The sequence below is a fragment of the Peribacillus sp. NPDC101481 genome, assembly GCF_044767165.1.
Lineage (GTDB): Bacteria > Bacillota > Bacilli > Bacillales > DSM-1321 > Peribacillus.
This window is the reverse complement of sequence record NZ_JBIWNJ010000001.1, coordinates 1,633,836-1,659,942: the sequence shown is the minus strand read 5'-3', so window position 1 is coordinate 1,659,942 and position 26,107 is coordinate 1,633,836. Positions and strand designations below refer to the sequence as shown.

Sequence of the window (26,107 nt, the reverse complement as noted above, 5' to 3'; positions counted from 1 at the left end):
GCTGATAATGAAAAGTGAGGGAATATATTATGACAGTGAAAATTAAAGCGTATTCTGATTTTATTTGCCCATTTTGTTTTTTAGGTAAAGGTCCTTTGGACGAAATCGTGAAGGATAAGGATGTAGAAGTGGAATGGATGCCATTTGAATTGCGTCCGAGTCCACATGCCAAAATCGATCCATGGAAGGAACCCGATAAGTTGAATTCATGGGACTCTTACATTCTGCCTGCTGCGAAAAAGCTAGGGGTTGATATGCGTTTACCCCGTGTCTCCCCGCATCCATATACACATTTGGCATTCGAAGGCTGCCATTTTGCAAAGGAGCACGGAAAAGGGAACGAATTCCACAACAGAGTATTTACCGCGTTTTTTCAAGAGGAACAAAATATTGAAGATATTGAAGTATTGACAAAATTAGCGGGTGAAGTTGAGCTTCCTGTAGAAGACTTTAGAGAAGCGCTAGTGTCACGGAAGTATCGGGAAGTGCACCAACAAGCACTCAAACATGCCTATGAAGAAGCAGATATAAGGGCTGTCCCGACGTTTATTATTGGTGATGAAGTTATTCAAGGACTAGCCAGCAAGGAAAGGCTGGCGCAAGTCATTGAGAAGGTAGAAGCAAAAAATAAACGGAATGAATTTGATGGCTTGCAATGTGATGGTAAGGGGAATTGCCAATAACGTTTTTACTGTCAGGCAAATACGGATTTACTACTGTAATGTCATTTCACGCCCCTCCTTAAAATAGGCTTGATTAATTTTTAGAGTACTTAAATATTACAGAATAACCCCTTTTATCAAACAATAAAGCCTTTCTTTTTACTGTTTAATATAAAAGGGGTATTTTAATGTAATTCTATAACTCTAGTTGAATTGTAGTAACAATATTAGAATTATCGACCCATAAATAAGCATTTTTACATTTATGTGTGAAATATCTAATGGCAAAAGTATCTTTTAAAGTCCAATTGTATAATGAGAGCGAGATTTTTGGCCCCTTTGATGTGTTTTTTAAAAAATCTAACACCTTATCGAACTCCATATCTTCGTATTTCTCTATAAATTCAGGTATTATCTTGTATGATTTTTGTGGTTTCCATTCATATTGTGACTTGCTCATTGTCCCATATAGATTTTTTATTATTGGATTTAAATGATTCCACCTGATCAAGGAGAGAGATTCTTGATTCGGCTTACTTAAGATTATTTCTGATGGTAATTCGTTTTCTAATACAATCTTTGTGTTGTCAAAATGCATAATAATTACTTCGATTACTTGATAATCAATTCTAGTATCGACAAATAACGAAGTAACACTATTTTCATCTTGGCAACCCAACAGTAAAAAGAATTGAGTTAATAGTGAATATTTTTTTTGGACATTGGAATTGGGGATAAATTCCCTGATCTTGAAATCTGAAAAACTGTCTGTATTGTCTAAGAACTGATTATTAGCTTCAAAAGATTTCAACCATTCCATTAGTAGCCCACCTAGTGTTTTTTTATTTACCTCAAAATAACTATAACCATTTGCAATGGCTGAATGAGTTAAATTATTTCATAGTGTATCATGGTTGTTTGTGAAAAAAACAGGCTTTTTTACCTAGATATTTTGGTTTTTCACTTGATTTTTAGGATATTTATATTATTTTTAAGATGAGGAACGGACTGTTTAATATAATTACCGGAGGTAAATAATTGACAATGAGAATCATTTTCATTTATAGTGAGATGTGTAATGAAATTAATTCTCAATTAGGAAGGTGATATAGATGAAGGTATTCATTGGTTATGTCAGTTTATCCGGTAATACCGAGAAAATGGCTATAAACATAAAGAACAGAATGAAGGCTGTCGGCTGTGAAGTATATATGGAAAGATTGGATACTGTTGAAGTTGATGCTTTAAAGGATTTTGATTTGGCCTTTATCGGTTTATATACATGGAATCTAGAAGAGTTACCGTATGAAGCAAACGAGTTTTATGAAGAAATTGATCAAGTGGACTTTACTGGAGTGAAAGTTGCATTCTTTGGTGCCGGCGACCTGACCCATTCGAAACCCTGCGCTGGGATAGATATCCTTTCCAATAAAATGAAGAAATTTGGATTTGATGTATATGATCAAGTGTTGAAAATACACCATGAAAGCAGTACATACGAACAATTAAGCAAATGCGAAGACTTTGCAGAGCATGCCCTTATATGGGGAAGCAATAGGAAGAAGTGGAGATTCTTCATGTGGGATCGGATGCTGGGCAGCCCCAAATACCAAAAGTCTGTATTTTTGTTAAGGAGGGTCCTTGATGATTACCCAATTAAGTACAAAGGGAGAAGCAAAAAAAGAGGAACTTATACAAGAACTTCTGAAATTCGGGATTTTTAAAAAATATAATAAACAACTTTACGAGCTTCCGATAGTAGTTTTACAGAAGGAATTCAATCACTTGAGAGGTGAATTAAAAAATGTCTAGGAGAAGGAAATCATATACTGAACTTCTAAAAGAAAACCGCGAACTTCTGTTGCATGACAAAATTGAAGTGGAACGCATCTATACAAAGATCGATCAAAAAGCCATCAATGAAAAAAAGGGCGGTAAGCAAGTACAATCATGACTGGTTAAAATTTGAACGTTGATTGAAACTTGGCACTCGCTTTCCACGGGCGGTCCCGCACTCGGAGCTTTTTGCGCCTGTGGTTCTTTTATGAAACGCTCGCTAGATTGAGGAAATTTGCGACACCCCTGCCGAAAACTGGCTAGCCGAGACCCCGGAGTCGCTTGCGTCGAGGAGGCTTGGCAGACAGTCAGCGGAAAGGAGCGGATTTCTGAAATCAACTCGAGTATTTTTGAAACTTCAGGCAAACTGACTTTTCTTCAAGTTTGCCTGAAGTCTGAGCCGAAATCCATTTTTGATTTGGTTTTTTCTTTTGGGTCTATAATTAAATGCTGTTGGTTTCCATATTCAGCAAACAATGCAGTCAGTTGAAGAAGAAGGTATTTTCCGGTTGGTTGCCGAATAAAAATTCTTTAGGTAAATCTTAGGGGGAGTGCAAATTGAAAAATGTAATAAATGGAATCAATCATTGGATAGGTTTTATACCTGAAGAGTTCAACCGGAGGACAGAAAAAGAAATAAATCATCGACCAATGCCACACAAATGGTCCAAAAAAGAGATTTTAGGACATCTATGCGATTCTGCATTGAACAATATGGATAGGTTTATCAAGATTCAGTACGAAGTACAGCCATATGTTATACAACCATATAATCAAGACCAATGGGTATTGATTCAGAATTATCAAGAGCGGCCAATGGATGAGATCGTTAATCTTTTTTGTTCTTTAAATAAGCAAATCATACATATAATAACGAATACACCAAATGATAGATTATCTAATCTTTGTGATATAGGAAATAATCAACTAAAATCATTGGAGTGGCTAATAAAAGATTACCTAGAACATATGGAACATCATATTAACAATCAAATTATAATAAAAAAATAGTGATCCATAGGTCACTATTTTTTTATTCAATTTTTCACATTTGCACTCCATGGATCGTATTTACCATTTTTTATAATTAAAGTAATAAATAACTAATAAGATAACTCCATACGTTATAATGAATGGGCTCCAAGGGAAGTGTCAGAAACCTGCAGGAGTGATCATATGAATGGAGGTTATATGTGTTGAAGAAAAAATTATTGGTCATGATTCCAACAGTTGCCTTGATGTTGGCCCCTCTAGGAACGGTTACTTCAATTACCCACGCAGCATCAAAGGGCAGTGAAATCCAGAAATTCGAAACGAAGGCGGAAACACGCCCGACCCTCAGGAAAGGCTCACGTTCGAGTTATGTAAGAGACTTACAGCAAAGCCTTAAAGATGTTAAATATAATGTAGGTGTTGATGGGATTTTCGGTACCCAAACACAAAATGTGGTAAGGGAGTTTCAAGTGGATCATAACTTGAGTTCGGATGGTATCGTCGGACCGAAGACATGGGCTGCTTTAGATGAAAATAAGGTGGAAAGAAGACAGTTCACGGAGAAAGACGCGATCGCGTTAGGTAAGAAGAAGCTGGGTAACAACATCGTATTCAGCGGTGATGGCAGATTGCTGAAAGATGGTAAAGGAAAATCATATTACAATTATAAAGCAGCTAATAAAGATTGGATCGATCAAGGCGGCACAGGAACGATTGGGTGGTTTCACATTTATAAAGATGGCCGTGTAGTCGAACAATAAAGGGATATACATGCAAAAAATGTTCTCACTTTAAGTGGGATTTTTTTTATGGATATTAAAGTAGACTAAATACAGCTATTTTTGGCTATAAATAACAAGTAAATACAGATATAATAGTAAATGGACAGCAATTTGGTATAGTGGGCAGCGGTCACTCCTTTTCAGAAAGGGGGTGTCGCTGGTGATTTCTATTATGGACGGACTGATGCTAATGATTTCATTCGCCTCTTTAATCGTCGCAGTAATCGCGGTTACATTAAAAAAGTAACCCCCTCCATACCATCCGGCCAGATGTATGTAGGAAAAGGGTTACTTTCATGATCGAGTAGCAACTGACTTACCACAGAAAGCCGCTGCTCTTTATGCAGTTTGCTGTTCATTAAGACGCTGGTTAAACCAGTGTCTTTTTTTATTTATTAGTTATCAATATTATATCCTCATTTTGCCTATACATTCAACTAAAAAACATGGGTGAGATATTGCTTAACGAAGTCTTTGGTAAAATCAATTAGACTTTAGTTAAATCCTTGCCGGAATCCAGTTTGAATAATTTTATTCCTTTATAAGAAACAATTGAAGGAATCATACAAAGCAAGGCCATCGGTAAACAATAAAGCAGATAGAAATGCCCTCCGTTGTCCAGCAAAGGAATATAGGCTAAAGCAACAAAAAGTAAAGTGAAAAAAATGATCGTGAAAATCCCGAAAGATTGATGATAGAAGGCATGAATTTCCCTTCTTTTTTCATCTTGGTTGGGTAAGGTCTTTACTGCTTTGTGCGTTCGAAGGAATAGGTACAAGGAGAACATTAGAAATAAAGCGGAAAATGGCAAAGCGATTGCAAATAATGAAACGTCAAGAATGGAAAGATAAAAGCTGGATAAAAAGAAAACTTCAGATACCCCTAATGCAAAACAATAATTGAAGATACTTATTCTATCAGGTTGTTTAAGCATGAAATCCCTCCTTCTATATCATATTATGCAACTGCTTTCATGTTCACCACTTTGTCACATTTAAAAGGAAAATAAATGTTCCAAGTTCCACCCAGGATCAAGCAGATGGGTAAATGGCATCGCTCGATGGTAGTCAGATTTATCAAGCCTGCAGATTTTGAATAGAGTCTTTGCATATTACGAATAGTAATAAAATATCGCTTAAAGGGGGGAGTGCTCAATGTCTGTAAAAACGGCAATTAAAGGATTTTTGCTTGTTCTTCTATTATATGTCCTTTATGTAGTGGTGACGGCTGTTGTTCTTTTCCCCAAAGCAGAAAAAGAAGAAAACAGGCCGATTAAACAAGTAAGTGAATATATGGGGGAGAAGGAAGCCACCGTGGATCGTGTCCTGCTTTTCGAAGACGGTTATGAGTCGGGACTCGCCAGAATGCGAATGATCCAGGAAGCCCAGCATTCAATCGATATCGCCTACTATGCTTTTGGAAAAGGCAAATCAACAGAGCTTTTTCTTGGAGCCTTGATTGATGCGGCTGACCGAGGTGTCAAAGTCCGAATTCTTCTGGATGGAATATCTCATGGACTCAGAGGTCAATTAAGCAGTGCCCGTTATGCATTGGCTTCGCATGAAAACATTGAATTAAGATATTACGAAACCTTTAAGCCATTTAAGCCGTGGACCTGGCATAATCGCCTTCATGACAAGATTATCACTGTAGATGGAAAGTTAGGCATCATCGGCGGGAGAAATATTGCAGATAAGTACTTAGCAAGCAAGCCGCCGAGGAACTTTGTCTATGACAGGGATGTACTCATTTTCAATGCTAAAGAGGAGAAAGATAGTGTAATCGTTGAAATGAAGGACTATTTGAATCAATTATGGAATCATCCGTATACGAGCGATGTTTTTTCGGACCTCTCGAAAAGGCAAACGAAAAAAGGAGAACGTGAAAGAGATGCATTAGCGAAACAATATAGCAAAGCATTGCAAACTGAAGCTGATTTCGTTAATCCAGTCGTCGATTGGAACAAGGCTACAACACCTACAAAGAAAGTGTCCTTCATTCATAATCCAATCGAACGTTTCAACAAACACCCTATTGTGTGGAGATCCCTATTGGATATTGCTGCGAACGCCAATCAATCGGTATACATCCAAAGTCCCTATATTGTTCCTGGGGATGCCTTGAAGGATTATGTACCGAGGCAAATGGATCCAAAGGCTGATTGGACAATACTTACCAATTCGGTGGCGTCAACACCGAATGTTATCGCCTTTTCCGGTTATTTGGCGCTTAGGGATAGCGTCGTTGAGACGGGGGCAAGGCTTTATGAATATTCAAAGCCTTATTCTTTGCATGGTAAATCGGTTGTCTATGATCGACGATTAAGTGCAGTGGGCTCCTATAATTTGGATTCCCGATCTGCCTTTCTGAATACAGAATCGATGGTGGTCATCGATAGTGAAAGATTTGCAACGCAGTTGATAGGTGCCATCGATTCGAAAATCACAAAAAGTACACTCATTGCGGACAATAAAAAATATATACAACCGCCTGAAGATCAGAAGAAGGAAGAGTCTTTTTTTAAAGCCACCTTTTTAAATGCCCTCTCGAAAATCACGGTATATTGGAATAGGTTCATTTGAATGATGACGAAAAAGACAGCAATCACGGAGATTGTTGTCTTTTTTGCCTTTAGCGGAGATTATGTAATGAATACATGTGTAATTTGCTATACTTGAGCAAGCTAATCACAACAACAATCGTAAGGAGAACAGAAACATGCAAACATTACAGCACCTATCGAAACGTATTGTCTACCTGCCGCCAGTTCAGGAAACGGATCGCCCGGTTCTTGCCGCCGTGACGGGAAACAAGAAAACGCTTATCATCGATGCCGGTAACTCAGTCAGGCATGCACAGCTCTTTAAGGACGAATTGCTTCGTAAAGATATTAGCGGGAATTTCCTCGTTCTTACCCATTCACACTGGGACCATGTTTTCGGACTGGAGAATATCGGGATTCCAGTGATTTGTCAGGAAAAAACATACACCAACATTAAAGATATGCAGCAGCTTTCATGGGAAGATCGGGCCCTTGATCAACGGGTCGAAGAAGGGACGGAGATTACCTTTTGCGCCGATGCAATCAAATTGGAGCATGGGACGAATAGAGAGATTTCCTTTCCTCTGCCCGATATCATCTTTGAAAGAACGATGACGATCGATCTCGGCAATATAACCTGTGTCATTGAGCATGTAGGGGGCGATCATGCTAAAGATTCCTGCATCATCTATGTACGGGAGGAAAAAACATTATTTCTGGGAGACTGCCTTTATGCCAATCTTTATGCTGAAAAATGGAATTATACGCCTGAACAGGCTTCGCTGCTCATTAAGAAAATTGAAGCCTATGATGCCGAAACCTACATACTCTCCCATCATGATAAGCCTTGCACGAGACTGGAAATGGAGGCGGAGCTTAAGCTAATGAAAGAATGTGCCAGAGCGGTGGTCGAACACCGGGGAAACCGAGCTTTAATGGAGCAGGAACTGGCTAAAGAACTAAAGCGGGATCTAACTGAGGACGAACGTGAAACAATTGGATTTTTCGTGAATGGTTACTTTGAGTGATTGAAGACCATAGGGGTGGCTTGGGGTATGAGGTCGGTAATACTGGGCCCATACCCTTTAATTTGGCCTTAGTTCTCAAAGGCTCATTCAAGGTCCCCACACCAAATCGATAATAATAGTTAATAGTACTGAAACTATAAGAATTGATAGGAAACCTGATATGATTTTCCCTGCTTTTGCTCCTCTGTTATCGGGATAAATATGACCAATGATAAAGGAAGGGATGAAAAATATAGCCGAATAGAACATTGTATAATGAATACCTGAATCTCCATTTGACCATGCGCTTAGTCCGATATTATTTAAAATATCATCTCCTATGCAAGGTTTATCGCCAAATTGAAAGGTAAACAATATTCCGATTAAACATAGTGCAAAAGAAAGGGAACCTAATCCGATATCCTTTGTTTTCCTAACTTCAATAGTTTTCATTTCTATTCTCCCTGTATAAAAATAACAAAATATGTTTTTTATATTGTAACATTCATAGCCTTATTTCTGGTCCGTTTAATATAACTTTTATATAGCTTGTACATGTATCACGAGGGAGGATTCATCATTTCTATCGGGCTTCAAATTCTGTAAACATAAGGTCTTTTATAGGCTTTTGCTCTTTGCTTGGAGGTAGTCATAGCCCTTAGTTGTCTTTGTGAGATTGGTGGTACGATTACTGTCCCTGAGGGATACATAATGTTGTTTTTATCATTTAAATGACGTGCATTGACTAACAAGGCATGTCCGAATTCATGAGCCAAGATATCCATATTTTTTTGTTGGAATGTATCATATGTCATGACGATATTACCCAGTGTTCCTTTATTATCCCAGCTGACGTTAGCAATAGCCTTTCCATCTTTAAGGTCTTGTGCATTAATGTAAAACACAGCAAGTCCAGTTTGACGGCCACGATTACCTTTTCTTAAGGCTCTAAAAACTTTCTCCCGTTGTCTCATCCGCAAAGGTACGGAGATCGTTGCTATAGTGGCATCAGTTTTCAAACCACACTTCCGTGCTCCTTCTTTAGTTCTTAAATCACAAATATTAGGCCGAAAATCAATTCCCCATATGTCACTGGCGTATTTAAATTGTGTTCTTATATCTTCTTCTCTTACTTCAGCAGCGTTACCTAAAATGAAAACACAAACATCGGTCGTATACCGAGTACTCTGACCGTTGTTATTCTTACTGGTTTTCTTATCTTTTTTCTTTGACACAGCGTTCATCCTTTTTTTTATAAATTGCTACATGATAATAAATGCAGAAATTCCTCAAGATGTTTGGACAACCCTAAACAAAAAGTTGAATGACCAAAGAATTTAAAAAATTCCAATTTTCAGAAGCATGTAAGGCTCCCTTAGGGGAGTTCATAATATTTGAATCGTATATACTGTGTTCAAAAGCGTTGTTTGTGGTGGTTTATGGTAAAGTGCAGAAAAACAATAATAGGGGGATGGAAATGAAACTTTTACTAAGATTATCTTTAGTAAGTATTTGTGCATTGTTTTTAATCCCTGCTAGCGAAGATTGGAAAACTGGTAAACTGTACATTCTGTTGTTCGGTGACGGGGGGAAAATAGTGAAGTGAACATATGATTCTCTTTTGAAAACATTATCGTTTCATTTATTGTGACACTAACTCAGCAAGTACCTTAATCCCTGTTTCTGTAAAAAACTGCACCTCTGATTGTTAGGTGTTTCTAACAATTAGGGTGCAGTTCAGATTAATTATGAGCTTTTTCCAGAGCTAGCTTTAACCCGAAACCAATCAAGACCGTCCCGGTTATACCCTCGAAAATCGCTTGGGTTCTAGGCTTTTTCATGAAAGCACTGATCTGGTTCAGCAGATAGATATAAAATACAAACCACAACGCAGTTAAAACGGTGTACGTCATGCCCATGATCAGGAACGGAAAAAACGTATCATTTCCCGGGTTCACGAACTGAGGCAGGAACGTTAAAAAGAAGACGGCCACTTTAGGGTTCAGCAGATTGGTAAGGAAGCCTTGCTTAAAGCAAGACTGGTTTTCGTACTTACTTTTGACTGATGTTTCCGCCGCTGCGGCCACTTGTTTATTCCTTAATCCCCATAGGGTCTTGAAGCCTAGATATACTAAGTAAACGGCACCGACATATTTGAAGATGGAAAATAGTAAAGCGGATTTCACAATGATTGCCGAAAGTCCGAACACGGCAGCTGATGTATGAATAAGCAGGGCACAGCACGTGCCGAACATCGTTTTAAAACCTCCCGACGTCCCTACGGTAACGGTGTTCCTTGTGGCTATTGCTGTATCTGGACCGGGTAAGATGATGAGAAGGATGCACATGATGATGAACAAATAAAAGTTTTCCATATTCGGACCTCCACTCTTAGTGATGAATTCTGAAAATTATAACATAAATGCACTTGGTTTAGGGAGATAAATTTGATAGTTAATGGTTACCTCAATAGAAAGGGAGGCAATAAAAAAAACAAGCCAAATCATTTTTTGATCTGGCTCGTTTTTTGAAAAAATTTGTTAGGGTAACTTTTTCAACACAGCACGTACCGGACTTCCATCTGCTTCAACTAAAGGAAGAGGGAGGGCTGCCAGCTCATAATTACCCGGTCCTATATCGTCTAATACAAGTCCTTCCAAAATGTGAATTCCATGACCGGCAAGTTCATGGTGGGCAGACAGTTCTTTACTATCCAGTGGATCTACTGATGGTAAATCAAGACCAATAAGACGGACGCCCATTTCTGAAAGATATGCCGCTAATTCTGGCTGGATAGGAGGAATCGTTTGTGGAAACACACTTCGATCCTGCCATGCATCCGTCCGTATTAACAGACGGGTAACGCCAGTTAGATCTATACTGGATAATTCATCGACTCCGATGCTTGTCTTGTTTGGTAAATGGATAACTCGGGCAATTCCCATATATAAGTCGAGATCCAAATCAATCACTCTTTTTCCATCGTCATCAAAATGAAAAGGTGCATCAATATGGGTACCGGTATGGATACTCATATTGATTTGACCAACATTGACAGATCCACTTTCTTCTTTACTCCAATTTACTTTATAAGAGAAAGGTGTATCTCCAGGCCAAACTGCAACGTTATCATCCAGACGTTGTGAAATATCAATCCATGTCCCCATGCATTTACCTCCATCTCTGCTGGCTGTTTCTCTGCTGCTTATTATATTACATCATAGCTTCGTTCTTAAACTCCATAGTTCTGGGAAAAAGTGTTGATCAAGTGCCCTTTTTAAATACGTTACACCTGATGATCCGCCAGTACCTTGCTTATTACCAATAATCCTTTCCACTGTGGTCATATGATTAAAACGCCATAATTGCTGTTGGTGGCCAATGTCCACTAACTTTTCGCCCAGCTCATATAAGTCCCAATATTGCTCAACATCGCGATAAACAGTCAGCCATGCCTCTTCTACACTCGAATTTGGTTCATATCTTTGTGACCAATCCCTGCTGATGGCTCCTTGATCAATAGGTAATCCACGGGCTACAAGAGCATTAATCGCCGCGTCATAAATACTTGGCTCATGAAGGGCCTGCTGCATTTGCTCGTATAACTCTGTTTGGTGCTGATAGACTGATAGCGTATGGACATTTTTGTTTCCTAATGCAAATTCAATCAAACGATTCTGATAAGATTGGAATCCGGAAGATTGTCCCAGTTTATCCCTGAACTCCATGTATTCAGCCGGCGTTAAGGTTGAAAGGACATTCCATGATTGAATCAATTGCTGCTGGATCCTTGAAACGCGAGACAGCATTTTAAACGAAGGTTCCAGCTTGTTTTGGCGGATAGACTCAGTCGCTGCTGTCAACTCATGTAAAATGAGCTTCATCCATAGCTCACTCGCTTGGTGGATAATGATAAATAGCATTTCATCATGATGATCGGAACATCTATGTTGACTGGTTAAAATCTTATCAAGGTGGAGATAATCTCCGTAAGACATCGATTTTTGAAAGTCGGTTTGAATTTCTTTCTCTAGACCCGTTATTGTTTTTTCATTGTTATCCACATTTTTCATTCCGCAATCTCCTCACTTTTCCATATGCAAAAAACTATTTATTTCGTCATTCTATTCTATCTTCTTTTCCAGAGATTCTTCCATTACATTATGGTTAATATTTCTTCTTTTTGAAATAAAATAAGCAACAGCTAAAAATAGTAACCAAGGAATCCCGAATTGAAGCATGATTTTGAAATCCGTAAACCATGACGTAATCATCAAACTAAATAGAAGAACGGCTCCTAGTATCGTTAAATAGGGAAAACCAATCATCCTTACCGGTAACTTGCGTCCGCCTGTTTTATCCCATGTAACCCTGAAAAACAAATGGGAAATGAAGATCATGAGCCATGTGAACATAGCACCGAACATGGAAATCCCCATCATGAAGGCATAGGATGAACCAGGAAGTAACGCATGAACGCCTGCAGCGATGAAAATTCCCGTTGAAGAGACTGCAAGTGCTTTTGTAGGAACACCCCTTTTGTTTAACTTTCCTAAAAAGCTAGGTGCATTTTTCCCACGTGCCAATGAAAACATCATCCGTGTTGAAGCATAAAGCTGAGCGTTCATGGCAGATATGGCAGCCGTTAAAATAATGAAGTTCATGATCCCGGATGCACCTGGAATGTTCAATATTTCCATCACTTTTACGAATGGACTTACCTCGATCCCAGCCGTTTTCCAAGGAACGATCATCAGCATGATGCCGATTGTCAGCACATAGAAAGTGGATAAACGGAACACGGTTGCTTTTAATGCTTTTGGGACAGCTGCATCTGGATCTTTTGCTTCCCCTGATGTAACCGCTATCAATTCAGTTCCAAGAAAGCTGAATAAAGAAATAAATACGGCTATCCACATCCCCTTCAAACCAAATGGGAAAAAACCGCCTTCATTCACGAAGTTTTCCGGTCCTATATGTGGCTGTTCGGATGAACCGAATAGTACATAGGCTCCAAGAAGGATAAAACCAACAATGGCACTTATTTTAATAAAGGAGAACCAATACTCAAATGTCGCGAATGTATTCACGCTGGTAGCATTTACATAAATCAGGACCCCTGCAAACAGCAAAATCCATACGATTCCCGGAACGCTCGGAAACCAATAATTCATATATACGCTGACTGCACTTACTTCAACCCCAACAGCCAAAACATTGCCAATCCAATAAGAATAGCGGACAAGATAGCCTGCCATAGGAGTCATGTACTTTTCCGCAATGGCTCCAAAAGATCCGGAAGTAGGATGGGCAACCGTCATTTCGGCTAAACAGCCCATCAACAGTAAAACAATGAACGCCCCAAGAGCATAACTGAGCAATACACTTGGCCCTGCCGCTTGAATCGCAAGCCCGCTGCCAAGGAATAGCCCTGTCCCGATGGCACAGCCCATCGCGATCATGGAAAGCTGATTTGTTTTCAGCTCACGTTTTAATCCTTTTTCTGGCTCATCTTTAAAGTTCAATTGAGTATTTTTGTTCTCCATAGTTCATCCCCTTTTTATCAAAAAAGATTTTAGCCTGCCGTAATTAACTAACCATTTGAGGGATGAGCCCCATTTGGCGGAATTCCATGTTATGCGACCACTTCACGCTCATTCTTGAATTTTTCATATTGTTTTTCCGACATGATTTTCTTGAGTATTTGTACAACTTCCCAAACTTCTGCGTAGGAAGTATATAGTGCAACCGGAGCGAGACGAATGATGTTAGGTGCCCGGAAATCTGGAATGACACCGTTCTCTTTCAGTGCCTTGCATATCCGTGCAGCTTCTTTATGCTCAAGGCTTACATGACCTCCGCGGCGTATGTCTTCACTAGGAGTTCCAATGAAAAATCCCATGTCTTCCAATTCGAATTCGACTAAATCCATTAAATATTGATTGATTTTAAGGGATTTTTCGCGAATATTCTCAATTCCAGCTTCTATAAAAATGTCCAAAGACCCAATCAAAGGCGCACAACTTAACACATGCGGCGTGCCAATTTGATACGCTCCTGCTGATTCAGCTGGTGTTAAGGTATGTTCCATATCGAATTGTTTATCTTTTTTTGAGCCGAACCATCCAGCCAATCCAGGCATCGTTCCAAAATGTTTTCGATTTACATATAAACCGCCAACACCGCCAGGACCGCCATTTAAATGTTTATAATTGCACCAATACGCAAAATCCACATCCCATTCGCTGAATGAATGCGGGATGGCACCGATGGAATGGCATCCGTCAAATCCGATTACAATTCCTCTTTTATGGGCCTCATCAGTCAATCGTTTCATATCCAATATTTGACCGCTGCGATACAGGACCGTTGGTAAGATGATTAAAGCGATGTCATCGGTCATTGCTTGGATAATGTCATCTTCTTCAAGAAATCTGCCATCGCGGCTTTTCACGCGGATGAGATCGGTTTCCGGATCGTATCCATGTGTACGCAGCTGACTTTGAAGAGCATAAATATCAGTCGGAAAGGTTAATTCATCTGCCAAAATTTTTGTGCGCATTCCTTCAGGCTTATAAAAAGTAGCTACAAGCTGATGCAGATTCACGGTTGTGGAGCCGGTTACAATAACTTCCTCGGGAGAAGCTCCGACCAATTGGGACATCTTCGCGCCCAATTTCTCAGCCATGAAAAACCATGGGTGATTCCCTTGCGTCCATCCATCGATCCCATGCTCTTTCCAATCTTCCAAAGACTCCAGAAGAGTGCGTTCAGCCCTTTTCGAAAGAAGCCCCAATGAGTTTCCATCCATATAGATGGAATCCGGCTTTAAATAAAACTCTTCTCGAAAACCTTTAAGCGTATCATTCTCATCCATTTGTTTAGCGTGATCCAATGTATATTCAGAAACCATAATCATCCTCCTATATTAGTATTTTAATAATTCTAGGAGAATCGTACCAAAGAATATGACATCGTGTCAATAAGTTGATTCGGAAAATTATAAACATTGAAATCGAACTTTCCAACAAATGTTTTTTATTTTATGGAAATCCTTTATGCTAGAAGATAAGGGAGGAATAAGCATGGAGAATGGCAAAGTAGGGGATAAACGGCATTTACGCTCGATCATGACACGACAAAAGTTATTGGAAGCTGCAAAGGAAATATTTCTTGAAGAAGGTTATCAAGCTGCGCTTATTTCCCAAATGATCAAAAGGGCAAACATCGGATACGGAACGGCCTATGTTCATTTTAAAGGGAAAGAGGATCTGTTAATTGTATTAATGGAGAATGTAATGGAGCAATTCTATGAAATTGCCGAGACCTCTTTCTTTCCAAAATCAAAAGACGAAGCAAAACATATCATAAACAGACAAGCTAATTCATTTTTGAAAATGGCAGAAGCTGAACGCAACATGATGCAAGTTTTCGAACAGGCCATTGGGATATCAACCATTATTTCAGATAAATGGAAAGCGATTCGCATGAAGTTCATTCAGCGAATTTCAAAGGACGTCGCCTATGCCCAGCAAAATGGTCTGGCAAGGGCTGAACTAAACCATGAGCTTGTGGCAAGAGGGTGGTTTTTCACAAATGAAATGTATCTATGGGAAATTGTCCGAAACGAACACCAAAGCACTGTCGAAGAAATTGCTCAAACCATCACCTCAGTTTACGTCGAAGGCTTGTATTTGTAATGATAATGACAGTACACCAATCTTCCGGTTTTATCGGAAGATTTTTTTTATTTCAAAACTCACGAGTAAACCCGCAGAATTCACGAGTAAACCGTTCAAACTCACGAGTAAATGCAAATTCACGAGTAAATAGTGCAAATTCACGAGTAAATTGCTCAAACTCACGAGTAAATAGTGCAAATTCACGAGTAAAGTGCCCAAACTCACGAGTAAAGTCGCAGAATTCACGAGTAAAGCGCAACTCACGAGGATATAGCTCAAACTCGGAGTATATCACGCAAACTCTGGTATATATCGATCAAACTTTCGAATATATCACTCAAACTTACAAGTAAGTGCAAATTCACGAGTAAACCGCCAAAACACTACATTAGCATCGGACTTACAGCGTCTACGCCTTAAGTCTTACTAGAAAATATAGCTAAGGCTCATTATACGAACTTGTAAAAGTAGATAAGATATAAACATAGAAAGGAGGACGAAAACAATGAAGAAATTTGGTTTATTTATTGTAGGACTGATCGCACTTTTCCTGTTACTGGCGAACGTTGGTCCACTGATCAGCCTGGCGATTTGCTTGGCGATCCTATACTTTGGGTTCAAGCAGTTCATGAAGTCCGAATCGACAGGGGCGAAGATTGCGTGGGGATCAGTCTCCATTATCGTGCTGATCGTTTCTATTTCCCATATCCCGGCAATATTGGGACTGGTGGCAGCTTATGTTCTTTACCTAGTCTATAAAAAATGGAATGAAAATGATGAAAGTGCATCATCGAAAGAAAATGACCCATTCTCAAATTTTGAAAGAGAGTGGAAAGAGTTGAATAAGAACTAATAGAAGGGATGTAATTGGAATGGGTAATTTATTTTCAAGAATGAAACAAACGATTTCAGCGGATTTTCACGACTTGTTGGATAAAAAGGAGCAAAAAAATCCAATTGGAATGTTAAATCAATATTTGCGTCAATGTGAGCAGGAGGCGGAAAAGGTCGGTAAGCTGCTTGAACGTCAATATCTTTTGAAAGAAGAGTTTACGCGTGAATATAATCAAGCGCAAAATCTGGCTGAAAAACGTAAGCATCAGGCTGAGATTGCCAAGCAGTCGGGAGAAACGGATTTAATGGAGTTTGCTGTAAAGGAAAGCCTGCACTATGAAGAGCGAGCGCTAAGTTTGAAGGAGGCGCATAAAAGTGCAGAGGTTCAGTTAGCTGAACTGGAGCGGAAATATGAAGAAATGAAGCATAAGCTGAAGGATATGCATCTAAAGCGTCTGGAGCTGATGGGCAGGGAAAATATTGCCCGGGCAAACAACCGGATCAATCGGGTTTTGGATGGGGGCAGATCCGAAGCCAAACCGGTAGCGATGTTTGAAGAAATGGAGCATTATATCGATCGCATCGAGCACCAGGTCCATACTGATTATAATCGGCATACGATCGATGCCAGGATTGTCCAGCTTGAAAAAGAATTGGAACAGAAAGAAGCGTAAAGTTTTTTTAAGGCATCGCTGTTATCCCCTGACCTTTTGGAATGGAGGGCGGGGGAAAACGGGCTGTCAGAAAATGATAATTTCATGGTATTCTTAAAAGGCACGGGTTCCTGTGCCTTTTAAGAATATCGTGATCATATAAAGGGGAGGCGAACCGATGTTGAACAAGATGAAGACGGACTATATGGGATGGATACTTCTCATCGGAGTCGTCCTGATTTTTTTAGAGATTGCATTTACGGGTGGAGGTCTCCTTTTTTCCCTCGCTTTTTCAATAGGATGCATCTATTTAGGCAGGAAATTCACAAAACGGACAATCGGGAAAATCCTATTTTTTATAGGGTTGATTTCGCTTATCATCAATGTCTTGAATATGTTCGTCTTTAAATTTTTCCTAATGGCGATCCTCATTTATCTTTTGTTTTTATATTATCAGTCCAAAAAGAATCCTGATTGGGTCAGTCCCATTTTAATCAATGATGATTCGGACGAAGAAAAGATCAATAAGGAACAATTGCTGAAAACCGATTACCTTTTTAAAAATAAGTTTTTCGGTCATCAACAGGCCGAGCAAGTATATGAATGGAATTCCGTGAATGTTCAGGGCGGGGTCGGTGATACGGTTATCGATTTAAGCAAAACGATTTTACCGAAAGGCGACGCTGTCATTTCCATCAGGAATATCATTGGCAATATCACTGTTCTCGTACCATATGGCATCGAAATCAGGGTCCATCATTCTGTCATTGCAGGCAGAGCGAGGATTTTTGAAAATAAGCCTGAATCCAGGGTCTTTAATCAAATTTATTCCTACCAAACGGAAGGGTTCAATGAAACGGATCAAAAGGTTCATATCATCACTTCAATCTTAGTTGGGGATTTAGAGGTGAAGCGGATATGAGTATACTGACACGGCAGATATTGACTGCCCTTGGTGTTGCTTTCGTTCTTTCCCTTGCCTTGCCGGCGGCGGTTTTCTTCATCTTTCCTTTATCCGACTGGAGCTTATTGTGGGAGAAAGTTGTCATGGGCTTACCCTTCGTCATATTCCTGCCAAGTCTGGTCATGACGGTAGGGCTGATTTATGGAGTCGTTTCGGGAATGTTTTGGAAGAGGCAGCTGGAAAGGATGGATGAAGGGCTGTACTTACTTGAACAGGGCCGCTTACCTTCGCAACAGGAGACGTATCCGGTCCAAGAGATGGCTAAAATGGTGGAAAGGATGCATCTAATCCATAAGCAAATCAATGAGCAGACAAAATTATCACAAAAAATGGCGAATGAAAAGGCCATTGATCAGGAGAAACAGATTCAGGAAATCGTTTCCCAGGAACGAAACCGTTTGGCGCGGGAACTGCATGATTCGGTGAGCCAGCAATTGTTTGCCGCTTCGATGTTCATGTCGGCCATCACCGAGTCACAATCCGATATGGAAAAAACGGAAATGAAACAATTCAAGGTAGTGGAAGAAATGATCCATCAATCCCAGCTTGAGATGAGGGCGTTATTGCTTCACTTGAGGCCTGTTGCATTAAAGGGAAAATCTTTACATGAAGGAATGAAGGAGCTTCTTTTGGAATTGGCCCAAAAAGTGACGATGGATATAAATTGGAAGATGGAGCCTGTCACTTTGGATAAGGGGATTGAGGACCATCTGTTTCGGATTTTACAAGAATCGATTTCCAATACACTGAGACATGCAAAAGCGAGCTCGCTTGAAGTGCTATTGATCGTTCGTGATGGGCTGATCATTTTACGGATAACGGATGACGGCATCGGTTTTAACGTCGAGGAGTCGAAAACGGGATCTTATGGTCTGCAAAACATGCATGAACGGGCTGTTGAATTAGGCGGAACGATGCAACTTGTAAGCGTTCCGAATAAAGGAACGAAACTTGAAGTGAAAATCCCATTATTAAATGCTGGAGGTGATCATGATGATTAAAGTATTATTTGTCGATGACCATGAAATGGTAAGGATAGGGGTATCGGCTTATTTATCCGCACAGTCGGATATCGAAGTGATCGGGGAAGCGGACAATGGTTTGAAAGCTGTCGAACTGGCAATGGAATTGCGTCCGGATATCATTTTGATGGATTTGGTGATGCCAGAAATGGACGGCATAGAAGCGACGAAACGAATTATTGAAAAATGGCCAGAAGCGAAAATCATCATTGTGACAAGCTTCCTGGATGATGAAAAAGTGTATCCGGCATTGGAAGCCGGAGCGACGAGCTATATGCTGAAAACATCAAAGGCCAGTGAGATTGCGAGAGCCGTTCGTTCCACTTTCCAGGGTCAAAGCGTACTTGAACCTGAAGTGACGGGAAAAATGATGGAAAAGCTGCGTCGCCCAAAAATCACCCAGCTTCATGATCAATTGACAAACCGTGAAATGGAAATTTTACTGCTGATGACACAAGGGAAAACGAATCAGGAAATTGCCGATGAACTATACATAGCCCTGAAAACAGCCAAAGTGCATGTTAGCAATATATTAAGCAAGCTTGCCGTGCAGGACCGCACGCAAGCAGTGATTTACGCATTTAAGCATTCGCTCGTTCACGACGAGCAATGATGCAAAAAAAGGGGCTTTCCCAAAAGGATAAAACCAGCCAAAAAGAAGCAAATAAAAAAATCAAGAATGCTGTTAAATCAACATCTTGATTTTAAAGATGGGGTGTCAATAAGTCTAAATTGGACTTATGAGACAGCCCCCTTTTTCTATGGTTCTAGACAGAGACTAGAGAAGGCGAGAAATCGCCATATAACGTCTGTGAACGGGAGAGGATAAGGAGTTGATAGACTCGCTGCTGTACCAAGACCCTCTTGGGGTCTCAAAAGGACATTACCTTGTAGCCCCAGTCTTTATGTTTCACTCTTTTTATTCATCTTATGATTAGCCAACAATAAACCTATTCCCACAATCCCACCAATAATGGTTACTGTGAAACTTTCAGGTGTTCTGGTGGTGACACCATATAGAAAGCATCCGAAGAATATGACCACGATAAGAGTGTGGAATAAACGATATTTTGACATCAAAACACCTCTTTTATTTAGTTGTGGTACTTGTACTTAGTCGTAGTCTTACCTTTGTAGTTGATCTTTTCATAGTATACTGTTTTTGACTTAAATTTATAAGCTTTAAGGTCACTTTTCTTAATGTAGTTTCTAAATGAAAGACTACCATGATATAACTCTTTCCAACTAGTATATGTAGCAACTGCAAAAGAGCCGACACCTGCAGTAGTCCCTAAAAATCCTACACCACCCAATACAACCCCACCAATAATAAGACCTTTACGCCTATCTGAATTTTGATAGACCAATGAATAGTTTTTTGGAGGTACTTTCATACATGTATATGCAGGATAACATGCTGCTGCCGGTTCTGGTTTTGCCAGTGATGTAATACTGAACATGCTGGTTAATAGGATAACGGACAATAAGGCTTTTAAAGTTTTACTTCTCACGAACATTCCCCTTCCAAAGACAAATTTAAGCTCACTTTGTGTTTAATAGATATTTTAATTCATAACTTTATAATAATACAAAGTGAGAGGAACGAAATTCCAATTTTGAAATGGGGCATTGCTGTTTTGGTATGCTTATTTATTTGTTGAATGGAAAAGCTATTGCTTACCGTCTACCTCACGAACAAGTTGGATGGTTTGAATCGTTTAGACTTATTTGTAGTTAGTTATTGTAACTGCCCTTAAAATATCTGGCCAGATAAGTGTAGACAATTCAGTGTTTTCTACAATGACTCTATTCCAGAGAATCCGTAGAATTAAATCAAGCTTCCTCTGCGGTATCGAGCCTCGTTCCGTATATCCGATAAAGAACCAAAGCGAATACCATTCCTATAAAGGAGATGGAGGAGATGAACAGGTAAAGGGTCTTCCCTCCATATGCTCCATATATGGCCCCGCCTATATAAGAAGCAATGATTCCCGAAACCCCGAAGAATAGCAGCGCCAGTACGGTCTGGCCTGTGGCACGCCATTCCACCGGAACGATCCGGTAAAGATATTGGATGGCCGCCGAGTAGAAAATCGGGAAAGTCAATAGCTGCATGACTTGCAAATAAGCTAATAGCTGTGGATCGGTAATCCACGCAGAGACGAAATAACGGATAAAGAAAAACGCTGCTGCAAACGAAATGATGATGATTTCCTTACCTTTGCGCAGCCACCAAAAGCTTAGGGCGAATACAACGATTTCACTTCCCGCCGCCAAGAACCAGGTCAAGCCTACAAGCTTGGCACTTCCTCCAAGTTCCCGGATATATACTCCAAGGAAGGTATCGTTCATCCTTGCAGGAACAGCACAGATAAAGACCAATAACAGAAAGAGAAGCGTCTCTTTATTGCTGAAAAAATGCTTAAGGCTGCTTAAGGTGACAGGTTTCCCTGAAACGGGAGCATCAGGCATCATCCAGCTGACAATGAAGCTGATCAAACCTATTCCTGCAAAAAGGAACGCAAGGCTGTTCGCTCCGAAATATGACATAACATAGCCGGTGATCAGCGATATGACCGCATAACCCAATGCACCATATGTCCGGATGGAGCCGTAGCTGATTCCGGATTTCTCTGCCATCGTAAAATTGAGGCTTTCCGTCAGGGGATCGATCGGCATCAGAAAGAAATATAGCAGCATGGCAAACAGGATAAGCTGAAGATAACTGCTTGAATCATAGAGGAAATAACCGATTACGCTCGAGAAAAAGATGAGTAACAACAGGACTTTTCGTATAGTCCTTGTTTTGTCGCTGATCATTCCCCATAAAGGCTGGGTAATGAGGGTGACAAAACCTCCTGTACCGATGATGAATCCGATTTGGGCTGGACGCAAACCTTGATCAGCCAGATAGACTGGCAGAAACGGAATGAAAATGGCAAGCAGTCCAAAATATAAAAAGTTAAAACTCTTTAATAATCGTATTGCTTTCATAAAAAATATGATACCTCACGTGTTCTATAGATTGGATTGATTTCAGACCATGTTATTGTATCATTGATGACAGAATTTGAAAAAATAGTTTAAATTTTATGGATGAAAATAGAATGATAGAGTTGGTTTCGAGGTTAAATTTCACTTTTTAAAAATGGATGTAAATGATAGAATTAACACTTATTGTTAATTGAGGAGGGTGGTAATTCATGGACCAGGACACAAAAGTAATTCAAGAGTTGCAGGAATTGAAGCAAAAAGTCGGTCATCTGGAAGACTTATTAACGCAGCAAAAGAATAAAAAGGAAAAAGCAGGACCATTTCGAATCTTCCTGGACGCAGTAGGCTCACTGCTATTTGGATTAATTGTTGTAGGACCGGTTATTGTGATTGTCGTTGGGGTTCTGATGGTGGCTGCATCATGGTTAGGGATGGAGTTTTTTTAGGAGAGTCTAGGCTTTTATGAATAGATTAATTGATTAGGTAAACAACAGGAGCTGTGATCGTTTTTTTTCAGTGGGAATTATTGACGATGGATAGGGAAAAGACCTTTAAAATCCGTCCATTCGGATATAACGGTTCTATTTTGTTAGTTAGGATATTAGAGGGTATTTATCCTATAATTATATAAAAATGAATTTGTTAAAATTGACCCAGAGAAATTCGAACTAATTAAAAAGGTATCATTAGTAAGTTGTTATTCTTGAAGCCTTTTCGTCATTGCTTATACGTTGGCTACTCATTTCGGTGATCTAGTTCAGATGTTAGCAGCACTTGTAAACAAAGGGAATTAATTTGGTCTAGAGGGGCGAATACGCCCTCTTCTTTATTTGCTTTGCTTTAAAGTAAAGCTTTCTTCATTACCATCCCAATTAATTGTTATATGTATAGGCATACTTTCATTAGTTACTGAACAGCCGCTACATGCAGTTTGAATTTCAACTGTTGATTCGTTGTAGTTTGTCGTTTTCTGCTTAGTTTCACCATCATTAATTGAAATCTCCAAAGTCTTGAAAAATACATCGCTGGCTACATCTTTATATTTAAAAGTATAGGTTCCATTTTCCGACTCTTCGGTAGCGGTTGCAACATACTCTCCTTTCCAATGATCGCTCTCCCCAGAAAGATTCATGTATTTATCACCGTTACTACACCCAACCAAAACAGATAATAAAAAAAATATAATAATTAACGTTTTTTTCATTATGTCCTCCAAACAGATAGTGAGTTATTCGTTAGATTTATTTCCTGTATAAATACTATAACATTGAATATATGGAAAAATATAGAGGGAACCGAGTGCAGGAAGAAGGTCACGGTTTTGCTTTTCCATCTAATTATAAACGGGGAAGGAGGTAACCTCATGATACATTTCTAACAGATAAGCTGCCGTAGCAACCAGTCTTATCGGTTGCGTTTGCCAAGAAACGGAAATAGAACCACTCATCCTCACAAGATCGTAATAGCTGGCTCACGTTGATTTCCCCTAATTTATTTCTTTGAAAATATTATCCTAAGAAAGTTATTGACAAATTTACCTTGAGTCCGTATAGTATTGGATATTATTAAAAATATTCAGATATAATTTTTGAAACGCAATGAACAGGAGTAGTAAAAGCTCATTATTAGGTGAAGAGAGCTGCGGGTTGGTGCAACGCAGTCCAATGATACTTTGAACTTGCCTGGGAGTGGTAAAGCGAAAGATAGGAATGATTCCATTCTTTTGTTTTAACGATTGACCTTCGTTACAAGGTTTTTAAAGCAGGGTTCTAAAAGAGAGCCAATAAGAGTGGTACCGCGGTAAGCTTAAGGCATATCGTCTCTTTCTTCATTTGATTATGAAGGAAGAGACGATATGCTTTTTTTGATTTTTGGGGGGGAAGGATATGGAAACGGACAAACGGAATTTACAGAGGACAATGACTTCAAGACATATAACGATGATGGCATTAGGAGGTGCCATCGGGGCAGGTTTATTTAAAGGAAGCAGTTCAGCTATTGATATGGCAGGTCCTTCCGTAATCATTGCGTACTTGATAGGAGGCATCATCCTATTATTCATCATGCAAGGTTTAGCTGAAATGGCGGTCCGCAATAGCGGTGCACGAACATTCAGGGATTTGGTCCAATCGATTTTAGGAAAGTACCCTGCCTATTTCTTGGATTGGATTTATTGGAAAATGTGGGTATTGAATATCGCGGCCGAATCAGTGGTTGCGGCAATTTTCATTCAATATTGGCTGCCTGGATATCCAATCTGGATATTGGCATTAGCTGTTTCGGTTTTAGTTACTGCGGTTAACTTACTGTCGGTAAAGGTTTTTGCTGAAACGGAGTACTGGCTTGCTTTAATTAAGATTACGGTCATCATTGTGTTCATCATGGCTGGATTATTGTTGCTGCTCGTTACTTTTGGTGATCATACAGCCGTCGGTTTTTCTAACTTGACCGAGCATGGAGGTTTCTTTCCGAATGGATCGACAGGTTTGATCACTGCGATGCTGGTGGTAATCTATTCATATGGCGGTACGGAAATCATCGGGGTCACATTAGCTGAAACGAAAAATCCTGAAAAAGTGGTTCCAAAGGCCGTTCGCAGTACATTGGTCAGGATCATTTCTTTCTATATCATTCCTTTTTTCATCATCGTTAGCTTAATTCCTTGGAACGAAGTAAACGGAGTGAAGGAAAGTCCGTTTGTAATGGTCTTTCAAATGATCGGTATTCCTGGTGCCGACCATATCATGAACGCCGTTGTTCTATTAGCGATCATTTCATCGATGAACTCCGGGTTGTATGGTTCATCCCGCGTTCTGTATACACAAGCCGTGGATGGTCGAGTTCCGAAAATCTTTTCCCGTTTATCCAAGAAGAAAGTACCTGTTCCCGCAATATTAATGTGTACTTCCGCTTTATATGGCGGTGTACTGATTTCCTTATTTGCTGGAAGCAAGACCTTCGATTTCCTAATGGGTTCGCTTGGATATACCGTATTATTCATCTGGTTGATCATTGCTTTCGCCCATTTGAAATCACGTAAACAACAGTCAGGAAAAACAAGTGCCTATTCGGTAAAATGGTTCCCGTATACGACTTGGGCTGCGATCATCGCTTTAATAACGATCCTGATCGGAATCATTTTCACGACATCCATAGTCGTCACAATCATTACACTTTGCATCTACATCTTCATTTCCTTAACGTATGTATGGAAAAAACGCCATAACAAAATCTAGAAAAGGCGGAGTGATCACTTTTGCCTTCCCGCATATAAGTTTCCGTTTCAAGCCGTGGTATATGCCATGGCTTTCGTTATGTATTCATGGTCTGATGAAAAGTAAGAGATATCCATTTTACTAGTTCATGGGAATCATTAACTTTAGCAATTAAAGAGATAATCTAGTGAAAAATGTTGTATAATAATCTTTGGAAAAAAACCAATATATTGAAAGTCGGAGCGAGCTATGAAAAACAATTCCTTACTATCCTTTCACCCGTTATATTATTTAATACTTTTGGTGATTACTAGTTCCATCTATTCAATCATCAATCAATCTTCAGGTCATGCTGTCGATGTTACGACTATAATAGATGGGGAGATTCCCTTTATTAAAGAATTTGTCGTTCCTTATTTACTTTGGTATCCGTATATTTATGGATTGATGATTTACTACTGTTTTGTTGACCGAAAGCACTATTTCGTAGGATTAGGCAGTTTGATATCGGGGAAACTTTTCTGTTTTCTTGTATATTGCCTTTGGCAAACGACAGTTCCGCGTCCGGAAGTGGTGGGTAACGATATCTTTGCCCATTTAATGCGATTCGTCTATAGTCATGATCAACCTGTCAACTGTCTTCCCAGCATACATGTACTGACTACATTCATCATGATGATCGTTGCCCATAAGCGGAAAGAACAGCACAAATGGGAGTATGCCAGTGTCACTGCATTCGGAACACTGATCATCCTCTCGACGCTATTTACGAAACAGCATGCTGTATTGGATGTACTCGCAGGAATACTCCTTGCATGTGGGGTATATGCAGCTGTCCAGTATATATTCCATGCGCTACCTAGTTTTCAGACCAAGCATTACGCAGCGAGGCAAATTAAAAAGTGACTATATGTAAAAAGG

31 protein-coding genes and 1 other annotated feature are annotated in these 26,107 nt (G+C 39.6%); of the genes, 18 read left to right on the top strand and 13 right to left on the bottom strand.

Going from position 1 to position 26,107, the window contains the following annotated elements:
* Positions 1–29: 29 nt before the first annotated feature.
* A complete protein-coding gene (locus ACIROD_RS08040; protein ID WP_402939377.1) occupies positions 30–683 on the top strand; it encodes a DsbA family oxidoreductase in 654 nt (217 codons plus the stop codon).
* Between the two features lie 175 nt (positions 684–858).
* On the opposite strand, the gene ACIROD_RS08035 is transcribed toward ACIROD_RS08040, so the two are convergent.
* Complete coding sequence (locus ACIROD_RS08035; protein WP_402939374.1) at positions 859–1,482, bottom strand: hypothetical protein; 624 nt, start codon at positions 1,480–1,482, stop codon at positions 859–861.
* 292 nt (positions 1,483–1,774) lie between these two features.
* Here ACIROD_RS08035 and ACIROD_RS08030 point away from each other — a divergent pair, with 292 nt between their 5' ends.
* From ACIROD_RS08030 to ACIROD_RS08010, 5 genes are all read left to right on the top strand, one after another.
* The gene (locus tag ACIROD_RS08030) at positions 1,775–2,386 is read left to right on the top strand and encodes a flavodoxin domain-containing protein (protein WP_402939371.1); all 612 of its coding nucleotides are present in this window, start codon (positions 1,775–1,777) and stop codon (positions 2,384–2,386) included.
* Positions 2,307–2,474 (top strand): Fur-regulated basic protein FbpA, encoded by a 168-nt coding sequence (locus ACIROD_RS08025; protein WP_084786080.1) that lies wholly within the window; start codon positions 2,307–2,309, stop codon positions 2,472–2,474. Before ACIROD_RS08030 ends, ACIROD_RS08025 begins: the two co-directional genes overlap by 80 nt.
* Positions 2,467–2,616 (top strand): FbpB family small basic protein, encoded by a 150-nt coding sequence (locus tag ACIROD_RS08020; protein WP_098186234.1) that lies wholly within the window; start codon positions 2,467–2,469, stop codon positions 2,614–2,616. The genes ACIROD_RS08025 and ACIROD_RS08020 overlap by 8 nt, the downstream gene beginning before the upstream one ends.
* Before the next feature lie 440 nt (positions 2,617–3,056).
* Positions 3,057–3,509, top strand: coding sequence for a DinB family protein (locus tag ACIROD_RS08015; protein ID WP_402939367.1), 453 nt, complete (start codon positions 3,057–3,059; stop codon positions 3,507–3,509).
* Positions 3,510–3,691: 182 nt separating this feature from the next.
* Positions 3,692–4,252: a peptidoglycan-binding domain-containing protein gene (locus ACIROD_RS08010; RefSeq protein ID WP_402939365.1), complete on the top strand. Its 561-nt coding sequence runs from the start codon at positions 3,692–3,694 to the stop codon at positions 4,250–4,252.
* A gap of 508 nt (positions 4,253–4,760) precedes the next feature.
* Here the strand turns inward: ACIROD_RS08010 and ACIROD_RS08005 are convergent.
* Positions 4,761–5,207, bottom strand: coding sequence for a hypothetical protein (locus ACIROD_RS08005; RefSeq protein ID WP_402939362.1), 447 nt, complete (start codon positions 5,205–5,207; stop codon positions 4,761–4,763).
* A gap of 220 nt (positions 5,208–5,427) precedes the next feature.
* Between ACIROD_RS08005 and ACIROD_RS08000 the strand changes: the two genes are divergently transcribed.
* Together ACIROD_RS08000 and ACIROD_RS07995 are read left to right on the top strand one after the other, a co-directional pair.
* Complete coding sequence (locus tag ACIROD_RS08000) at positions 5,428–6,855, top strand: phospholipase D-like domain-containing protein (RefSeq protein WP_402939359.1); 1,428 nt, start codon at positions 5,428–5,430, stop codon at positions 6,853–6,855.
* Between the two features lie 136 nt (positions 6,856–6,991).
* A complete protein-coding gene (locus tag ACIROD_RS07995; protein WP_402939356.1) occupies positions 6,992–7,843 on the top strand; it encodes an MBL fold metallo-hydrolase in 852 nt (283 codons plus the stop codon).
* An 87-nt stretch (positions 7,844–7,930) separates the two neighbouring features.
* On the opposite strand, the gene ACIROD_RS07990 is transcribed toward ACIROD_RS07995, so the two are convergent.
* Both ACIROD_RS07990 and ACIROD_RS07985 read right to left on the bottom strand, forming a co-directional pair.
* Entirely contained in the window at positions 7,931–8,275 is a 345-nt protein-coding gene (locus tag ACIROD_RS07990; RefSeq protein WP_101223140.1) for a hypothetical protein, read from the bottom strand.
* Positions 8,276–8,415: 140 nt separating this feature from the next.
* Complete coding sequence (locus ACIROD_RS07985; protein WP_402939353.1) at positions 8,416–9,057, bottom strand: hypothetical protein; 642 nt, start codon at positions 9,055–9,057, stop codon at positions 8,416–8,418.
* Between the two features lie 242 nt (positions 9,058–9,299).
* Between ACIROD_RS07985 and ACIROD_RS07980 the strand changes: the two genes are divergently transcribed.
* Entirely contained in the window at positions 9,300–9,428 is a 129-nt protein-coding gene (locus tag ACIROD_RS07980) for a hypothetical protein (protein ID WP_260358459.1), read from the top strand.
* Between the two features lie 136 nt (positions 9,429–9,564).
* Here the strand turns inward: ACIROD_RS07980 and ACIROD_RS07975 are convergent, their stop codons facing one another.
* The 5 genes from ACIROD_RS07975 to kynU all read right to left on the bottom strand — a co-directional run bounded on the left by ACIROD_RS07975 (position 9,565) and on the right by kynU (position 14,735).
* Positions 9,565–10,197 carry a LysE family translocator gene (locus ACIROD_RS07975; protein WP_402939349.1) on the bottom strand — a complete coding sequence of 211 codons (633 nt, stop codon included), beginning with the start codon at positions 10,195–10,197 and terminating at the stop codon, positions 9,565–9,567.
* Positions 10,198–10,362: 165 nt separating this feature from the next.
* Entirely contained in the window at positions 10,363–10,989 is a 627-nt protein-coding gene (kynB, locus tag ACIROD_RS07970; protein ID WP_260358458.1) for an arylformamidase, read from the bottom strand.
* A gap of 51 nt (positions 10,990–11,040) precedes the next feature.
* Positions 11,041–11,895, bottom strand: a complete 855-nt coding sequence (gene kynA, locus ACIROD_RS07965; protein WP_402939345.1) for a tryptophan 2,3-dioxygenase — start codon at positions 11,893–11,895, stop codon at positions 11,041–11,043.
* A 51-nt stretch (positions 11,896–11,946) separates the two neighbouring features.
* On the bottom strand, positions 11,947–13,368 hold the full coding sequence (locus ACIROD_RS07960) for an amino acid permease (RefSeq protein ID WP_230176625.1): 1,422 nt from the start codon (positions 13,366–13,368) through the stop codon (positions 11,947–11,949).
* An 89-nt stretch (positions 13,369–13,457) separates the two neighbouring features.
* Positions 13,458–14,735 carry a kynureninase gene (kynU, locus tag ACIROD_RS07955; RefSeq protein WP_402939341.1) on the bottom strand — a complete coding sequence of 426 codons (1,278 nt, stop codon included), beginning with the start codon at positions 14,733–14,735 and terminating at the stop codon, positions 13,458–13,460.
* A gap of 172 nt (positions 14,736–14,907) precedes the next feature.
* On the opposite strand from kynU, the gene ACIROD_RS07950 reads away from it, so the two are divergent.
* The 6 genes from ACIROD_RS07950 to ACIROD_RS07925 all read left to right on the top strand — a co-directional run bounded on the left by ACIROD_RS07950 (position 14,908) and on the right by ACIROD_RS07925 (position 19,590).
* Entirely contained in the window at positions 14,908–15,522 is a 615-nt protein-coding gene (locus ACIROD_RS07950; protein WP_101223132.1) for a TetR/AcrR family transcriptional regulator, read from the top strand.
* A 487-nt stretch (positions 15,523–16,009) separates the two neighbouring features.
* Complete coding sequence (locus tag ACIROD_RS07945; RefSeq protein ID WP_063232490.1) at positions 16,010–16,357, top strand: lmo0954 family membrane protein; 348 nt, start codon at positions 16,010–16,012, stop codon at positions 16,355–16,357.
* Between the two features lie 19 nt (positions 16,358–16,376).
* Positions 16,377–17,012, top strand: coding sequence for a PspA/IM30 family protein (locus tag ACIROD_RS07940; protein WP_098373728.1), 636 nt, complete (start codon positions 16,377–16,379; stop codon positions 17,010–17,012).
* Positions 17,013–17,169: 157 nt separating this feature from the next.
* Complete coding sequence (gene liaF, locus ACIROD_RS07935; protein ID WP_402939337.1) at positions 17,170–17,913, top strand: cell wall-active antibiotics response protein LiaF; 744 nt, start codon at positions 17,170–17,172, stop codon at positions 17,911–17,913.
* Entirely contained in the window at positions 17,910–18,956 is a 1,047-nt protein-coding gene (locus tag ACIROD_RS07930; RefSeq protein ID WP_402939334.1) for a sensor histidine kinase, read from the top strand. The genes liaF and ACIROD_RS07930 overlap by 4 nt, the downstream gene beginning before the upstream one ends.
* Positions 18,949–19,590, top strand: a complete 642-nt coding sequence (locus ACIROD_RS07925; RefSeq protein WP_214744755.1) for a response regulator transcription factor — start codon at positions 18,949–18,951, stop codon at positions 19,588–19,590. Before ACIROD_RS07930 ends, ACIROD_RS07925 begins: the two co-directional genes overlap by 8 nt.
* A 290-nt stretch (positions 19,591–19,880) precedes the next feature.
* Here ACIROD_RS07925 and ACIROD_RS07920 read toward each other — a convergent pair whose 3' ends face one another.
* From ACIROD_RS07920 to ACIROD_RS07910, 3 genes are all read right to left on the bottom strand, one after another.
* Positions 19,881–20,054 (bottom strand): hypothetical protein, encoded by a 174-nt coding sequence (locus tag ACIROD_RS07920; RefSeq protein WP_402939330.1) that lies wholly within the window; start codon positions 20,052–20,054, stop codon positions 19,881–19,883.
* 17 nt (positions 20,055–20,071) lie between these two features.
* Positions 20,072–20,488, bottom strand: a complete 417-nt coding sequence (locus ACIROD_RS07915; RefSeq protein ID WP_402939327.1) for a hypothetical protein — start codon at positions 20,486–20,488, stop codon at positions 20,072–20,074.
* A 322-nt stretch (positions 20,489–20,810) separates the two neighbouring features.
* Positions 20,811–21,971, bottom strand: coding sequence for an MFS transporter (locus ACIROD_RS07910; protein ID WP_214744657.1), 1,161 nt, complete (start codon positions 21,969–21,971; stop codon positions 20,811–20,813).
* A gap of 209 nt (positions 21,972–22,180) precedes the next feature.
* Between ACIROD_RS07910 and ACIROD_RS07905 the strand changes: the two genes are divergently transcribed.
* Positions 22,181–22,417 (top strand): hypothetical protein, encoded by a 237-nt coding sequence (locus ACIROD_RS07905; protein ID WP_260358454.1) that lies wholly within the window; start codon positions 22,181–22,183, stop codon positions 22,415–22,417.
* Positions 22,418–22,797: 380 nt separating this feature from the next.
* On the opposite strand, the gene ACIROD_RS07900 is transcribed toward ACIROD_RS07905, so the two are convergent.
* Entirely contained in the window at positions 22,798–23,175 is a 378-nt protein-coding gene (locus ACIROD_RS07900; RefSeq protein ID WP_402939323.1) for a hypothetical protein, read from the bottom strand.
* A gap of 385 nt (positions 23,176–23,560) precedes the next feature.
* Positions 23,561–23,798 (top strand) — a binding site (T-box leader).
* Between the two features lie 59 nt (positions 23,799–23,857).
* Here ACIROD_RS07900 and ACIROD_RS07895 point away from each other — a divergent pair.
* Positions 23,858–25,207 (top strand): amino acid permease, encoded by a 1,350-nt coding sequence (locus ACIROD_RS07895; RefSeq protein ID WP_101223124.1) that lies wholly within the window; start codon positions 23,858–23,860, stop codon positions 25,205–25,207.
* 228 nt (positions 25,208–25,435) lie between these two features.
* Positions 25,436–26,092, top strand: a complete 657-nt coding sequence (locus ACIROD_RS07890) for a phosphatase PAP2 family protein (protein ID WP_402939319.1) — start codon at positions 25,436–25,438, stop codon at positions 26,090–26,092.
* The last annotated feature ends 15 nt before the right edge of the window (positions 26,093–26,107 follow it).